General features: G+C 68.9%; 16 protein-coding genes. 3 read left to right on the top strand and 13 right to left on the bottom strand.

The annotated features are described in order from the left end of the window. Positions 1-7: 7 nt before the first annotated feature. The gene (locus tag ACFSCU_RS00690; protein ID WP_257645749.1) at positions 8-451 is read right to left on the bottom strand and encodes a PaaI family thioesterase; all 444 of its coding nucleotides are present in this window, start codon (positions 449-451) and stop codon (positions 8-10) included. A 36-nt stretch (positions 452-487) separates the two neighbouring features. Further along, on the bottom strand, positions 488-904 hold the full coding sequence (locus ACFSCU_RS00685) for a MerR family transcriptional regulator (protein WP_180550430.1): 417 nt from the start codon (positions 902-904) through the stop codon (positions 488-490). A gap of 129 nt (positions 905-1,033) precedes the next feature. On the opposite strand from ACFSCU_RS00685, the gene ACFSCU_RS00680 reads away from it, so the two are divergent. From ACFSCU_RS00680 to ACFSCU_RS00670, 3 genes are all read left to right on the top strand, one after another. Continuing rightward, complete coding sequence (locus ACFSCU_RS00680; protein WP_180550431.1) at positions 1,034-2,113, top strand: MBL fold metallo-hydrolase; 1,080 nt, start codon at positions 1,034-1,036, stop codon at positions 2,111-2,113. Positions 2,114-2,199: 86 nt separating this feature from the next. Then, complete coding sequence (locus ACFSCU_RS00675) at positions 2,200-2,973, top strand: SDR family oxidoreductase (RefSeq protein ID WP_180551777.1); 774 nt, start codon at positions 2,200-2,202, stop codon at positions 2,971-2,973. A 147-nt stretch (positions 2,974-3,120) separates the two neighbouring features. Next, positions 3,121-4,161, top strand: a complete 1,041-nt coding sequence (locus tag ACFSCU_RS00670) for a diguanylate cyclase (RefSeq protein ID WP_377559514.1) — start codon at positions 3,121-3,123, stop codon at positions 4,159-4,161. Positions 4,162-4,311: 150 nt separating this feature from the next. Here ACFSCU_RS00670 and ACFSCU_RS00665 read toward each other — a convergent pair whose 3' ends face one another. The 11 genes from ACFSCU_RS00665 to fabA all read right to left on the bottom strand — a co-directional run bounded on the left by ACFSCU_RS00665 (position 4,312) and on the right by fabA (position 13,539). Next, complete coding sequence (locus ACFSCU_RS00665; protein WP_377559512.1) at positions 4,312-5,256, bottom strand: M48 family metallopeptidase; 945 nt, start codon at positions 5,254-5,256, stop codon at positions 4,312-4,314. A gap of 17 nt (positions 5,257-5,273) precedes the next feature. After that, on the bottom strand, positions 5,274-6,050 hold the full coding sequence (locus tag ACFSCU_RS00660; RefSeq protein ID WP_180550433.1) for a lysophospholipid acyltransferase family protein: 777 nt from the start codon (positions 6,048-6,050) through the stop codon (positions 5,274-5,276). 69 nt (positions 6,051-6,119) lie between these two features. Further along, on the bottom strand, positions 6,120-6,740 hold the full coding sequence (gene gmhB, locus ACFSCU_RS00655; protein WP_180550434.1) for a D-glycero-beta-D-manno-heptose 1,7-bisphosphate 7-phosphatase: 621 nt from the start codon (positions 6,738-6,740) through the stop codon (positions 6,120-6,122). Positions 6,741-6,749: 9 nt separating this feature from the next. After that, positions 6,750-7,406 (bottom strand): hypothetical protein, encoded by a 657-nt coding sequence (locus tag ACFSCU_RS00650; RefSeq protein ID WP_180550435.1) that lies wholly within the window; start codon positions 7,404-7,406, stop codon positions 6,750-6,752. Further along, complete coding sequence (gene glyS / locus ACFSCU_RS00645) at positions 7,403-9,541, bottom strand: glycine--tRNA ligase subunit beta (protein ID WP_377559510.1); 2,139 nt, start codon at positions 9,539-9,541, stop codon at positions 7,403-7,405. Before glyS ends, ACFSCU_RS00650 begins: the two co-directional genes overlap by 4 nt. Before the next feature lie 11 nt (positions 9,542-9,552). Then, positions 9,553-9,975 (bottom strand): type II toxin-antitoxin system VapC family toxin, encoded by a 423-nt coding sequence (locus ACFSCU_RS00640; protein ID WP_180550436.1) that lies wholly within the window; start codon positions 9,973-9,975, stop codon positions 9,553-9,555. A 20-nt stretch (positions 9,976-9,995) separates the two neighbouring features. After that, on the bottom strand, positions 9,996-10,277 hold the full coding sequence (locus ACFSCU_RS00635) for an AbrB/MazE/SpoVT family DNA-binding domain-containing protein (protein WP_333707300.1): 282 nt from the start codon (positions 10,275-10,277) through the stop codon (positions 9,996-9,998). A gap of 28 nt (positions 10,278-10,305) precedes the next feature. Continuing rightward, a complete protein-coding gene (locus ACFSCU_RS00630; protein ID WP_180550437.1) occupies positions 10,306-10,632 on the bottom strand; it encodes an antibiotic biosynthesis monooxygenase family protein in 327 nt (108 codons plus the stop codon). Further along, positions 10,632-11,537 carry a glycine--tRNA ligase subunit alpha gene (gene glyQ, locus ACFSCU_RS00625; protein ID WP_180550438.1) on the bottom strand — a complete coding sequence of 302 codons (906 nt, stop codon included), beginning with the start codon at positions 11,535-11,537 and terminating at the stop codon, positions 10,632-10,634. The genes ACFSCU_RS00630 and glyQ overlap by 1 nt, the downstream gene beginning before the upstream one ends. Before the next feature lie 263 nt (positions 11,538-11,800). After that, entirely contained in the window at positions 11,801-13,018 is a 1,218-nt protein-coding gene (gene fabB, locus ACFSCU_RS00620; RefSeq protein ID WP_377559508.1) for a beta-ketoacyl-ACP synthase I, read from the bottom strand. Beyond that, positions 13,015-13,539, bottom strand: coding sequence for a bifunctional 3-hydroxydecanoyl-ACP dehydratase/trans-2-decenoyl-ACP isomerase (gene fabA, locus ACFSCU_RS00615; protein ID WP_377559506.1), 525 nt, complete (start codon positions 13,537-13,539; stop codon positions 13,015-13,017). The genes fabB and fabA overlap by 4 nt, the downstream gene beginning before the upstream one ends. Positions 13,540-13,541 lie beyond the last annotated feature (2 nt).

Here is a 13,541-nt window from a genome sequence, read left to right as displayed (position 1 = left end):
AAGCGGGTCAGTAGGTTTTGGGAACCGGCACCAGGGTCTGCTGCATCAGCGCGCAAGGCCCTTGCTTGCCATCGTCGTCCACGTGCACCACCTCGGCGGTGCAGACGATGAGGCGCTTGCCCGGCTTCACCACGCGGCCGATGGCACGCAGCGCGCCGCCCTGGTAGCTGCCGAGAAAGTTGATCTTGTATTCGGCGGTGACGACTTCCATGCCCTCGGGCGCGATCGTCAGCCCCGCATAGCCACCCGCGATGTCGGCCACCGCGCCCATGGCGCCGCCGTGAAAGCCGTCCTGCTGCTGGGTCACCTTGTCGGAGTAGGGCAGCCAGATCTCGACCAGGCCCGGCTCCACGCGCCGCAGCTGCGCGCCCAGGTGCTGCATCATGCCCTGGCGGGCAAAGCTGCTGGCCACGCGGTCGTGCAGGGCCTGGGCGTCGGGCGTGGTGTTCATGGCAATCCCGGATTGTGATTTACGTTTACGTTAACGTCAATTGGCCTTGGCCTTCTTCGCGGCCGGCCGGTCGACGCGCGCCAGCAGGCTGCGCGCTTCCTTCTCGTGCTCGCTGATCTCGCTCAGCGTGGCCTGCAGCTCGGCCAGCTGCGCCTCCAGCTGGGCGCGGTGCTGGCTCAGCACCTGCAGGAACTTGCGCAGCTGCGGCCCGGTGTCGCGCGGGCTGTCGTACATGTCGATCAGCGCCTTGGCCTCGTGCAGCGACAGGCCCAGGCGCTTGGCGCGCAGGGTCAGCTTCAGGCGCGTGCGGTCGCGGTTGCTGTACACGCGCTGGCGCCCGCCGGGGCCGCTGCGCCCGGGCTGCAGCAGGCCCATGTCTTCATAGAAGCGCATGGCACGCGGCGTCAGGTCGAACTCGCGCGCCAGATCGCTGATGGTGTAGGTGGTGGCCATGGTGGACTGCAAGGCTGTCGCGCACGTGCTGGGCGCGCGGCGCGGCTCCTTCATAGAATGAAATCGCGGGGTGACGTGCACGTCAAGCTCGCGTGCCATCGTAGCGCACCGCCGCTGAAGAACAAGCCCATGTCCCTTGCCGCCGAACTCGAACGCGCTCTGCACTACCCGCTGGCCGACCAGCTGCCGCCGCCGGGTGGCGCCATCCAGATCGCCCCCGGCGTGAAGTGGCTGCGCATGGTGCTGCCCTTCGCGCTGGATCACATCAACCTGTGGCTGCTGCGCGACCGGCTGGACGGCCGCGACGGCTGGACCGTGGTGGACACCTGCATCGACCGCCCCGAGTCGCGCGCGCTGTGGGAGCAGGTGTTCGCGCACGAGCTGGACGGCCTGCCCATCCTGCGCGTGGTGGTCACGCACATGCACCCCGACCACATCGGCCTGGCGCACTGGCTGTGCGAGCGCTGGAGCACGCCGCAGCACGAATGCCGCCTGTGGATCAGCGCCACCGACTACCAGACCGCCCGCTACGCCTGCGAGGTGGTCAACAGCTTCGGCGGCGAGCGCCTGGCCGAGTACTTCCGCAGCCACGGCATGACCAGCGCCGACGACCTGGCGCAGATCCGCAACCGCAAGAGCTACTACCGCGGCCTGGTGCCGGCGGTGCCGCTGTCGTTCGCGCGGCTGATGGACGGGCAGACGCTGACCATCGGCGGCCAGGCCTGGCGCTGCATCGACGGCTACGGCCACGCGCCCGAGCACATGGCGCTGTACTGCGAGGCGCTGAACGTGCTGATCAGCGGCGACATGGTGCTGCCGCGCATTTCCACCAACGTCAGCGTGTACGAGATGGAGCCCGAGGCCGATGCGCTGACGCTGTTCCTCGATTCCATCGAGCGCTTTCAGCCGCTGCCGCGCGACGTGCTGGTGCTGCCCTCGCACGGCAAGCCCTTCACCGGCCTGCACGTGCGCATCGCGCAGTTGCACGACCACCACCGCGACCGGCTCGATGAAGTGATGCAGGCCGCGCGCGTGCAACCCGTGTGCGCCTACGACGTGCTGCCCGTGCTGTTCAAGCGCCCGCTCGACCTGCACCAGACCACCTTCGCCCTGGGCGAGGCGGTGGCGCACCTGCACCGCCTGTGGTTCGGCGGCCAGCTGCGGCGCACGCGCGATGCCGAGGGCATCTGGCGCTTTGCGCCGGCTTGAACCGATTTTCAAGCCAAATCGGCCTGCAGCGCCCGTCCAGCAAGCGCAGGCAGCTATCAATTTCATATCAAGGAGACCTCGTCATGATCGACCCGCAGCAGCTGTTTTCACTGAAAGGCCGCACCGCCCTCGTCACCGGCGGCTCGCGCGGCATCGGCCGCATGATCGCCGAGGGCTATGTGCGCAGCGGTGCGCGCGTCTACATCTCGGCGCGCAAGGCCGAGGCCTGCGACGCCACGGCGAAAGAGCTGTCGGCACTGGGCCACTGCGTGTCGCTGCCGGGCGATGTCTCCACGCTGGAGGGCGTGCACGCGCTGGTGGCCGCCTACCGGCAGCACGAGCAGACGCTCGACATCCTGGTCAACAACGCCGGCGCCGCCTGGGGCGCGCGGTATGCCGAGTTCCCCGAAAGCGGCTGGGACAAGGTGGTCGACCTGAACATGAAGGCGCCGTTCTTCCTTACGCAGGCGCTCACGCCCATGCTGAAGGCCGCCGCCACCGACCACCTGGCCAAGGTGATCCACATCGCGTCGATCGACGGCATCACCGTCAACCCGTGGGACACCTATTCCTACGCCGCCAGCAAGGCCGGCCTGATTCACCTGACCAAGCGCATGGCGACCGAGCTGGCGCCGCAGCGCATCGTCGTCAGCGCCATCGCGCCCGGCCCGTTCGCGTCGAACATGAACAAGGACGCGCGCGACCATGAAGGCGAGGTGGCCGGGCGCGTGCCCCTGGGCCGCATCGGCCAGCCCGAGGACATGGCCGGCGCGGCCATCTTCCTGGCCTCGCGCGCCGGCGACTACGTGGTCGGCGGCACGCTGGTGGTGGACGGCGGCGTGGCCTGGGCGCGCGGGTAAGCGCCTCGGTATAACCCGCAGGTGACAGGCGCCAGGGGCGCACGTTATGATTTGTAACGAAAGGTGCCCCGCGGCACGTGCCCCCGGCAGTTGAGCTGCGGGGTGGTGCCCACAGCCTGCGATGGGCGGCCTTCGCCCGTTCCGCGCATGGCCTCCAACAAGCACCTTTATCGACGTCTGTACCCGCACCGCATCGTCGGCCTGGGCTTCGCTGCGCTGGCGGTCGGCACGGTGCTGTGGCAGCACGCTGCGCCCGCTGCCCACTGGGGCGTCGTCGTGGCGATGCTGGCGTGGCCGCATTTGGCGTTCGGGCTGGCACGCGCGGCCGCCAACCCGTTTCGCGTCGAGCGGCGGAACCTGATCGTCGACACGGTGCTGGTCGGCGTGTCGCTGCCGCTGATGTCGTTCAGCCTGCTGCCGAGCGTGATCCTGGTGCTGGTGGCCCTGTTCGACCGCGTCAACCTCGGCGTTCGCCGGCTGGCGCGGGATGCCCTGATCGGCGTGGTGGCGTCGGCCGCGGTGGCAACGCTGCTGTTGCGCCCCGGCCTTGCACTGGAAAGCCCGCTGCCCGTGGTGCTGGCCTGCCTGCCCCTGCTGGCGGTGCACATGCTGTCGGTCAGCTTAGGCATGAACCGTTACGTCCAGATCGTGGTGCGGCAGAACCGCGAGCTGGAAACCGCGCACCGCACGGACCAGCAGACCAGCCTGTTCACCCGCGCCCACTGGATGACGCTGGCCGAGGAAGCCCTGGCGGACGTGCGCGCCGGCAAGACCAGCGCGGCCGTGTTCGTGATCGACCTGGATCGGTTCAAGCAGATCAACGACACCCATGGCCACCTGGTCGGCGACTCCGTCATCACCGCGGCCAGCCTGGCCATCCGCCAGTCGTTGCGGCAGGAGGACGCGGCCGGCCGCTACGGCGGCGACGAATTCACCGTGCTCTGCCGGGGTACCACGCCGGCCGAAGCCGAAGGCCTGGCACAGCGGCTGCACGAGCGGATCGCGGCCATCCGCGTGCGTCAGGTGCCCGACCTGGTGGTGGGCAGCAGCATCGGCGTGGCCATGGCCAGCCCCGACCACGCCGACATGCAGGACTGGCTGCACAGCGCCGACGAGGCGCTGTACCGCTCCAAGCGGCAGGGCCGGGGCCGGATTTCGTTCGACGGGGCCGTTCCCGGCGCGGCGTGAGCGGCGTCCGGGCTTATGCCGTTTCGACTTCAAGACGTTAGCCAACGTCATCCCTGCGAAAGCCGGGAGCCAGGTCCGCCGCGCGCGCCGTCTGGATTCCGGCTTTCGCCGGAATGACGAAATTCATGTCGTTTTGATCTGTAGATGGCATTACCAGCGCGGCACCGCCTCGTCCTTCAGCGCGCCGCGCCGTTCGGCGTAGTCGGGCAGCACGGCCTCCACGTGCTGCCAGAAGCGCGCGCTGTGGTTCATCTCGCGCAGGTGGGCCAGCTCGTGCACCACCACGTAGTCGATGATGGGTTCGCGGAAGTGGATCAGCCGCCAGTTGAGGCGGATCGAGCCGTCGGCGCTGGCGCTGCCCCAGCGCGTGCCGGCGCTCGATAGGCTCATCTTCTGCCAGCGAACGCCCAGCTGCGGCGCAAAGTGATCCAGCCGCGCGGTGAACACGCGGCGCGCCTGGCGCATCAGCCAGGCCTGCACGGTGTCGCGAAGCTGCTCGGGCGTGGCGGTGTGCGGCAGGCCCACGTGCAGCGCCATCTGCGGCACGCCGGGCAGGGCGGCTTCGCCCGGTACCAACACGGCGCCGCCGCGGCCGTGGCGCTGGCGCGGGTCGAGCACCAGCACCACCGGCTCGCCCAGAAAGGGCAGCGTGGCGCCTTCCTTCCAGTCGATGCGGCTGGCTTCGAGCCGCTGGTGGCGCGCGCGCGCCTCGCCCAGCTTGGTGACGATCCAGCGCTCTTTCTCGCGCAGCGCGGCCTCGACTTCGTGCACCGGCGTCCAGCGCGGCGCGCTGACGGTGAGGCCGTCGGCCCCCACCGAGAAACCGATGGTGCGCCGCTGCCCGCGCTTGAATTCGTACGCCACCTGCGCGCCGCCCAGCGCGATGGCGCGGCTGGCGCGCGGGTGGGCGAAATGCGCCGGGGCCAGTGCGTCGGGCAGGGCGATGGCGGGTTCGGTCGCTACTACATCGATAGCTGTCGGCGCCGGATGGACGGGCGCTGGCGCCGGATTGGGCTTTGAATCGACAGCGCCAGGCGCCGGCGCGCGCGGCGCCGCGTCGGGGCCGGTGAACAGATCGAGCAGCAGTTGCAGCATGCCGCGTGCCTGTGCCTCTAGTCGGCGCCGGGCTTGATCTGCGACAGGCGCGCCTGCCCCGTGGGGTAGGCCTCGGAGTCGAGGCGCAGCATCTCGGCCTCGATCCAGGCCTCGACCTCGCGCATCAGCTCGTCGGGCTTGCGGCCCACGCTGGGGATGGCCGGGCCGATGGAGATGTCGACGATGCCCGGCCGCTTGACGAAGGCCTTGCGTGGCCAGCATTTGGCGCTGGTCACGGCGATGGGGATCACCGGCGCGCCGCATTCGATGGCCAGGCGTGTGCCGCTGCTGCGGTACTTGCCTTTCTCGCCGCGCGGGATGCGCGTGCCCTCGGGGAACATGATGACCCACACGCCCTGGCCCAGCAGGCGCCGGCCCTGCTGCACCACCTTGGCGAAGGATTCGATGCGGCGGCCGCGGTCGATGTGGATCATGTCGAGCCGCGCCATGGCCCAGCCGAAGAACGGCACGGACAGCAGCTCGCGCTTGAACACGTAGGCCAGCGGGTGCGGCATCAGCGGCGGCATGCAGAAGGTTTCCCAGGTCGACTGGTGCTTGACCAGCAGCACCGCCGGGTCCTTCTGGCCCAGGGGCAGGTTCTCGAAGCCGGTGACGCGGTTGCGGATGCCGAGGATCCAGTGGCCGCCCTTCACGGCCACGTCCAGCCAGCCCACGCACATCCAGTACAGGCGCGCGCCGCTGATGAAGGGCGCGGCGATCAGCACCGCCGTGGCCCACGGAATCACCGTGAGCACCATCCACAGCATGTGCAGGATCGAGCGAATCAGGTTCATAGTCAACTAGGCCTTCAGCGCAGGCGGGGCAAGCGCAGGCAGCTACTTATTCTATAGCTATCCTGGCCTTCAGCGCAGCGGTGCAGGGGCCGTGCGATCGGCCTTCGCGTCGGCCTCGGCCCTGGCGGCGGCCTGCTGCGCCTCCACCTCGGCCACGAAGGCGGTGGCGAAGGCGGCCAGGTCGGCGTGCACGCGCGTGCCGGGCGGAAACTCGGGCGGCAACGGATCGGTCTGCACCGGCGCGCCCTTGCCCGTCAGCACCAGGTGCGGGATGCAGCCGGCGGCCGCGGCGGCCTGCACGTCGCGCACGCTGTCGCCCACGGCGTGGATGTTGCGCAGGTCGACCTTGTAGCGCTCGCCGATCTGCTGGAACAGCCCCGGCAGCGGCTTGCGGCACGTGCAGCCTTCGTCGGGCGCGTGCGGGCAGTAGAAGATGGCCTCCACCCGCCCGCCCACGGCGGCCAGCTGCTTGTTCATCTTGGCCTGGATGGCGTTGAGCGCCGCCATGTCGAACAGCCCGCGCCCCAGCCCCGGCAGGTTGGCGGCGATCACCACGTGGTAACCCGCCTGGTTGATGCGGGCGATGGCGTCCAGCGCGCCGGGCAGCGGCTCCCAGTCGTCGGGCGTCTGGATGTAGCCCTCGCGCTCGACACAGATGGTGCCGTCGCGGTCGACGATGACGAGTTTCATGACGGGCGATTATCCGCCCGGGGCGCGGCCCGCGGGGGCGCTGACCGGCGGCCGGGGCAGCTCCAGCCGCGATTCCAGCCGGCCCCACTGGCCCCACCAGCGGCCGGCGTGCGCATGCAGGCGCGCGATGCTGCCGGGCGCAAACGCCGTCACCGGCGCATCCTCGACGAACAGCCGCTGCGGCGTGGCATCGCCCTGGCGCTCGAAATACACCTCGGTGCCGCCCGGGCGGCGCTTGGTCGGCTGCATCTCGCGCGCCAGCAGCACCCTGGCCGATTGCTCGGGCAGCGGCTGGCGGCCGTTGCGGTTCATTTCGCTGGCCACCAGCCAGGCGCCCATGGCGGTCCACATCAGCACCCACAGCGCCAGCACCGTCGCCCGAATGCGCGGCCAGCCCAGGCGCCGCACGGCCAGCCACAGGCCGCCCAGCACCGCGCCGATGACCAGCAGGCCATACAGCAGCGGGCGCGCCGCCAGCCAGAAGGCCTCGCCGGGATCGGACACCATAGAGGCCGCCGTCACCGGGTACAGGCCGTCGCCCTCGGGCTGACCCGGCATCAGCACGCGCAGCACCAGCACCGCCAGTGGCGGCACGGCGGCCAGCGCCAGCACGCGCCAGTCGGCGGGGCTGTCGTCGGGCGGGCGGCGGGCGGGCAGCACGCTCATGCGGCGAGCCTCGACAGATCGGCCACGCGGTTCATGGCCTGGTGCAGGGTCTTGAGCAGGCCCTGGCGGTTCAGGCGCAGATCGATCTGCTCGGCGTTCACCATCACGCCGTCGAAGAAGGCGTCCACCGGCTCGCGCAGCGCGGCCAGGGTCTGCAGCGAGGCGGTGTAGTCGCCGGCGTCGAACTGCGCGTCGGCCTGCGGCACGATGCGCTGCATGGCTTCGTACAGTGCTTTCTCAGCGGGTTCCTGCAGCAGCAGCTCGCTCACGTGGGCGTCGACCACCTGTTCGGCATCACCGGCCTTCTTGAGGATGTTGCCGATGCGCTTGTTGGCGGCGGCCAGCGCGGGGGCTTCGGGCAGGGCGGCGAAGGCGCGCACGGCGTCAAGCGCCTTCGGGAACTCGCCCCACATCGGCCGCGCGGCGATCACCGCATCGGCCTCCTGCGCGCTGGCACCGCGCTCGCGCAGGTAGCCGTTGACGCGTTCGTAGAAGAAGTTCAGCAGCTGTTCGTTGCTCTTGGTCGCATCGGGCAGCAGTGCGCCGAAGGCCTGCGCGGCCTGCGCCACCACGGCGGGCATGTCCAGCCGCAGGTCTTTCTCGACCAGCATGCGGATCACCCCCAGCGCATGGCGCCGCAGCGCGAACGGGTCCTTGTCGCCCGTCGGCAGGTTGCCGATGCCGAACAGGCCGACCAGCGTCTCCAGCTTGTCGGCCAGCGCCACCACGGTGCCCACCTGGCCGCGCGGCAGTTCGTCGCCGGCAAAGCGCGGCTTGTAATGGTCTTCGATGGCGAAGGCGATGTCTTCGGAGAGGCCGTCATGGCGCGCGTAGTAGCCGCCCATCACGCCCTGCAGCTCGGGGAATTCGCCCACCATGTCGGTCAGCAGGTCGGCCTTGGCCAGTTGGGCGGCCTGATCGGCCGCCTGGGCCAGCACGTCGCCGCCCAGTTGCTGGCCGATGGCCTTGGCGATGGCGCGCACGCGCTCAACCCGCTCTCCCTGCGTGCCCAGCTTGTTGTGATAGACCACCTTGGCCAGCTGCGGCACGCGGCTTTCCAGCGTCTTCCTGCGGTCCTGGTCGAAGAAGAACTTGGCGTCGGCCAGGCGCGGGCGCACCACGCGCTCGTTGCCGCCGATCACGGCGCTCGGGTCGGCCGGCGAGATGTTGCTGACGACGAGGAACTGGTTCGTCAGCTTGCCCTGCGCGTCCAGCAGCGGAAAGTACTTCTGGTTCGCCTTCATGGTCAGGATCAGGCATTCCTGCGGCACGTCGAGGAATTCCTGCTCGAAGCTGCACACCAGCACGTTGGGGCGCTCGACCAGCGCCGTCACTTCGTCCAGCAATGCTTCATCTTCGATAGCTTGCAGCGCTGGTCCTGCCTGCGTTGCAGTCGATTTGAGCTGTGAAGCGATGGCCGCACGGCGCTCGTCGAAGCTGGCGATAACGGCACCCTTGTCGCGCAGCGTGTCGGCGTAGCGGTCGGCGTCGACGATGGTGATGGGGTCGGCCACAGCCTCGAAGCGGTGGCCGTGCGTGGAACGGCCGGCGGTCAGGCCCAGCGCGGTGACGGGCACCACGCTGCTGCCGTGCAGCGCCACCAGGCCGTGCGCCGGACGCACGAACTGCACGCTGTCCCAGCCGGGCAGCGGTGTGCCTTCCTGCAACTGGTAGGTCATCACCTTGGGGATAGGCAGTTTGGCAATCGCTTCGTTCAGCGCCTTCTGCAGGCCCGTGTCCAGCGTGGCGCCGGTGACCAGCGAATCGAGGAACAGCGCCTCGGCCTTGCCGTCCATCTGGCGCTTGAGCGTGGGCACCACCGACGGATCGGCGCCCACGGCCTGCAGCTTCTTGAGCAGCGCGGGCGTCGGGTTGCCGGCGGCGTCCAGCGCCACGCTCACGGGCATCAGCTTGACCTGCACCGCCTGGTCGGCCGCCTTGGCCGCCACGTGCGTGATGTGCACGGCCAGCCGCCGCGGCGTGGCGTAGGGGGTGGCCACCGAATCGGCGGCGGTGAGACCCTGGCTTTTCAGTTGCTCGAACAGCGTGCCGGCGAAGGCCTCGCCCAGCTTCTTCAGCGCCTTGGGCGGGAGTTCTTCGACGAACAGTTCGACGAGGAGGTTTTGTGCGGTCATGAAATGGACGATCAGAAAGCTGTCAGTTGCAGGCCCAGGTGCCGGGCTGCCACGTTCATGTCGTTGTCGAGCGAGGCCAGCGCCTGGCAGTTGTGCCGCAGCGCCACGGCCAGATGCAGGGCGTCGCCGGCGCGCAGCTTGGCGGGTGAGGTGCGGCACAGTTCGGCCGCGTACAGGTAGTCGTCCGCGATGACATCCAGTTGGTTCGTCATCGCGACCGCCGCGTCATAGGCGTGCCAGGCTTTCGCGACGCGGTCGCGGCCCTCGCCCTTGTCACGCAGCTTGATGCCCGAAGCACTGGCGAACTCGGCGTGCGTCCAGAGTGCCGTGGCGGTGCGGTCCAGTTCGGCCTCGGCCAGCCAGCGCACGGCGCCGGGTGATTCGGGTTCGTTGTAGCAGTACGCGCACCAGACGCTGGTGTCGACGTAGGTCATGCGCGACGCAGGGGGTGACATCAGTAGCGCGCCCCGTCACGCATCTCGCGGATGACCGATTCCGAGGGGGGCATCGACGCCAGATGCGCCCGCGCCTGCGCCAGCCAGGCGGCCTTGTCGAACGGCTTGCGCGCGCCGCGGGCCGAGAGCGTGAAGCTCTGATCGGCATTGCGTGCAAGCTGCAGCGTGCTGCCTTCGCGCAACCCCAGCTCGCGCGCCAGCTCGGCCGGCAGCCGCACCGCCAGGCTGTTGCCCCAGCGGCCGACGCTCAGTTCGAGCTTGTTCAAATCGTTGGCACCCATGGCGATCCTCGAATGTAGATACACGTATCTACATGGTACCGCAACCCGCCACGGCGTGGTAGTGCAGCACCGTGGGAAACGGGTCGTAGAAGTGGTGCAGCAGCGCGCGCCACTGCTGGTAGTCGGGCGACTGGCGGAAGCCGACGGTGTGCGCTTCCAGGCTGTCCCAGCGCACCAGCAGCACGTATTGCTGGTCGTGCTCGATGCAGCGCTGCAGCTCGTGCCCGCGATAGCCGGGGACGGCGGCGATGAGGCGCTGCGCCTGCGCGAAGGCGGCCTCGAACGCGGCCGCCTGGCCGGCGCGCACGTTCAGCGTGGCGACTTCCAGCACGCCGGCATCGGCGGTGGTGGCCATCACGCGGCCTTTTTCTCGATCTGTGCCACCCATTCGGCCGGCGCCAGCGGAAAGCCCAGGCGCTCGCGGCTTTCGTAATAGCTTTGCGCCACGGCGCGCGCCAGGTTGCGGATGCGGCCGATGTAGGCGGCGCGCTCGGTCACGCTGATGGCGCCGCGCGCGTCCAGCAGGTTGAAGGTGTGGGCGGCCTTCAGCACCTGCTCGTAGGCGGGCAGCGCCAGTTCGACCGCGATCAGCTCGTTGGCCTTCTTCTCGTGCGCCGAGAATGCGGTGAACAGGAAGTCGGCGTCGCTGTGCTCGAAGTTGTAGGTGCTCTGCTCGACTTCGTTCTGGTGGTAGACGTCGCCGTAGCTCAACCCCTCGGTCCAGGTCAGGTTGAACACGTTGTCCACGCCCTGCAGGTACATGGCCAGGCGCTCCAGGCCGTAGGTGATCTCGCCCGTGGCCGGCTTGCAGTCGATGCCGCCGACCTGCTGGAAGTAGGTGAACTGCGTCACCTCCATGCCGTTGAGCCACACCTCCCAGCCCAGGCCCCAGGCGCCCAGCGTGGGGTTCTCCCAGTCGTCCTCGACGAAGCGGATGTCGTTCTTCTTCAGGTCGAAGCCGAGTGCCTCCAGGCTGCCCAGGTACAGCTCCAGGATGTTGGCTGGCGCGGGCTTGAGCACCACCTGGTACTGGTAGTAGTGCTGCAGGCGGTTGGGGTTCTCGCCGTAGCGGCCATCCTTGGGGCGGCGGCTCGGCTGCACGTAGGCGGCCTTCCACGGCTCGGGGCCGATGGCGCGCAGAAAGGTGGCGGTGTGCGAGGTGCCGGCGCCCACTTCCATGTCGTAGGGCTGCAGGAGCGCGCAGCCTTGCGCGTCCCAATACTGCTGGAGCTTGAGGATGATCTGCTGGAAGGTGAGCATGGGACGAAGCGGCACGAAGGCAATCGGCCATTTTACCGAGACCGGCAAGGCCGGCCGCCGAGGCGCTTGGGATCAGCGGCGGTGGCTAGCGTTTCGATAGCGGTTGGCGGGCCGGCCGGCCACCAAAAAAGGCGCCGGCCGAAGCTAGGCGCCTTTTCAATAATCATAGCTGCTTGCGCCCGTTACACAGCGATTTCAGATGGATTTGATACTGAAACCTTTGAATGACGGGCGCAAACAGCTATGAAAACAATATCAGGAGCTCAGCCCCAGCGGCGCAGCACCAGGCTGGCGTTGGTGCCGCCAAAGCCGAAGCTGTTCGACAGCACGGTGCGCAGGTCGGCGTCGCGTGTGGCGGTCACCAGCGGCATGTCGCCCAGCGTTTCATCGGGCGTGTCGACGTTGACCGAACCGGCGATGAAACCCTTGTTCAGCATGATGAGGCAGTAGATCGCCTCCTGCACGCCGGTGGCGCCCTGCGAATGGCCGGTGAGCGACTTGGTCGACGAGAACGGCGGCACCTGGTCGCCGAACAGCGCCCGCATGGCGCGCACTTCCTGCATGTCGCCCACGGGCGTGGAAGTGCCGTGGGTGTTGATGTAGTCCACGCCACCGTCAAGCCCTTCGAGCGCCTGCTTCATGCACGCGATGGCGCCGTCGCCCGAGGGCGCGACCATGTCCTCACCGTCGCTGGAGGCGCCGAAGCCGATCACCTCGGCCAGGATGGTGGCGCCGCGCCGCTCGGCATGGGCCAGCGATTCGAGCACCACCGCGCCGCCGCCGCCGGCGATGACGAAGCCGTCGCGGTCGGCGTCGTAGGCGCGCGAGGCTTTTTCCGGTGTGTCGTTGTACTTGCTGGAGATGGCGCCCATGCCGTCGAACAGCAGCGCCATGCCCCAGCTCAGTTCCTCGCCGCCGCCGGCGAACATCACGTCCTGCTGGCCCCAGGCGATCTGCTGCGCCGCCGCGCCGATGCAGTGCGCCGAGGTGGAGCAGGCCGAGGTGATGGAGTAGTTGAGGCCCTTGACCTTGAAGTTGGTCGCCAGGCAGGCCGACACGGTGCTGCTCATGCAGCGCGTGACGCGATAAGGCCCGACGCGGCGGATGCCCTTGTCGCGCAGGATGTCGGCGGCCTCGATCTGGTTGGCGGGCGAGCCGCCGCCCGAACCCATGATGAGGCCGGTGCGCGGGTGGCTGATCTGCTCCGACGCCAGGCCGGCCTGCGCGATGGCGTTCTGCAGCGCGATCTGCGCGTAGGCCGCCGCATCGCCCATGAAGCGCAGCTGCTTGCGGTCGATATGCGCCTCCAGGTCGATCTCCGGCTTGCCGGCCACCTGGCTGCGCAGGCCCATCTCGGCGAATTCGGGCATGGCGCGGATGCCGCTTCTGCCTTCGCGCAGCGATTGCTCCACCGTCGCCAGGTCGTTGCCGATGCACGAGACGATGCCCGCGCCGGTGATGACCACCCGTTGCTTGCTCATGATGCCGCTCCCGGCGTGTCGCCCTCGCGCAGGAACAGCCCCACGCGAAGATCGTTGGCGACGTAGATTTCCTTGCCGTCGGCCAGCAGGCGGGCGTCGCCAATGGCCATGTTCAGCTTGCGCTTGATGACGCGCTTGATATCAATCTCGTATTTCACCAGTTTGACATCGGGACCGACCTCGCCGGTGAACTTGACCTCGCCCGCGCCCAGCGCGCGCCCGCGCCCGGGCAGGCGCAGCCAGGTCAGGTAGAAGCCGATCAGCTGCCACATGGCGTCCAGCCCCAGGCAGCCGGGCATCACCGGGTCGCCCTGGAAGTGGCAGGCGAAGAACCACAGGTCGGGCTTGACGTCCAGCTCGGCCTCGATGCGGCCCAGGCCGTGGGCGCCGCCATCGCCGTCGATGTGGGTGATGCGGTCGAACATCAGCATCGGCGGCAGCGGCAGGCGGCCGGCGTCGGGCCCGAAAAGGCGCCCCTCTCCGGAGGCAATGAGATCGTCGTAGGAAAAGGATTCGGCCATCG

Source organism: Ottowia beijingensis, assembly GCF_042680925.1.
Lineage (GTDB): Bacteria > Pseudomonadota > Gammaproteobacteria > Burkholderiales > Burkholderiaceae_C > Ottowia > Ottowia beijingensis.
This window is presented reverse-complemented; position numbering and strand designations above follow the sequence as displayed.